Origin of the sequence: Bacteroides sp. HMSC067B03 (genome assembly GCF_001811315.1) — a bacterium.
Lineage (GTDB): Bacteria > Bacteroidota > Bacteroidia > Bacteroidales > Bacteroidaceae > Bacteroides > Bacteroides faecis.
In genome coordinates, this window is record NZ_KV804481.1 from 1 (window position 1) to 251 (window position 251).

The following is a 251-nucleotide window of genomic DNA, read 5'->3' on the forward strand; positions in this document are numbered from 1 at the left end:
GCCTTTTCAAATGTACGTGAAAGTGTGTCATCCGTAGAAGTCACAGATATTTGTATATGTGCCAGTTTTCTATCCATCAACCGGATATATCTGTCATCTGCCACCATTGAGGACTTTGTCACGATAAGGTAGTGTACCCCTTGTCGGTTCAGGTTCTGAATTGCTTTATAGGTTTCCCTGTAAACAGCCTCACAAGGTTGGAAACAGTCAGTCATTCCACCCAAACGCACAACTGTTCCCCGCTCTAATTT

At 43.4% G+C, this 251-nt stretch carries 1 pseudogene; it reads right to left on the reverse strand.

Annotated elements, in window-relative coordinates:
• Positions 1–251 (reverse strand): annotated as a pseudogene (locus HMPREF2794_RS24895) (radical SAM protein); the annotation flags it as partial.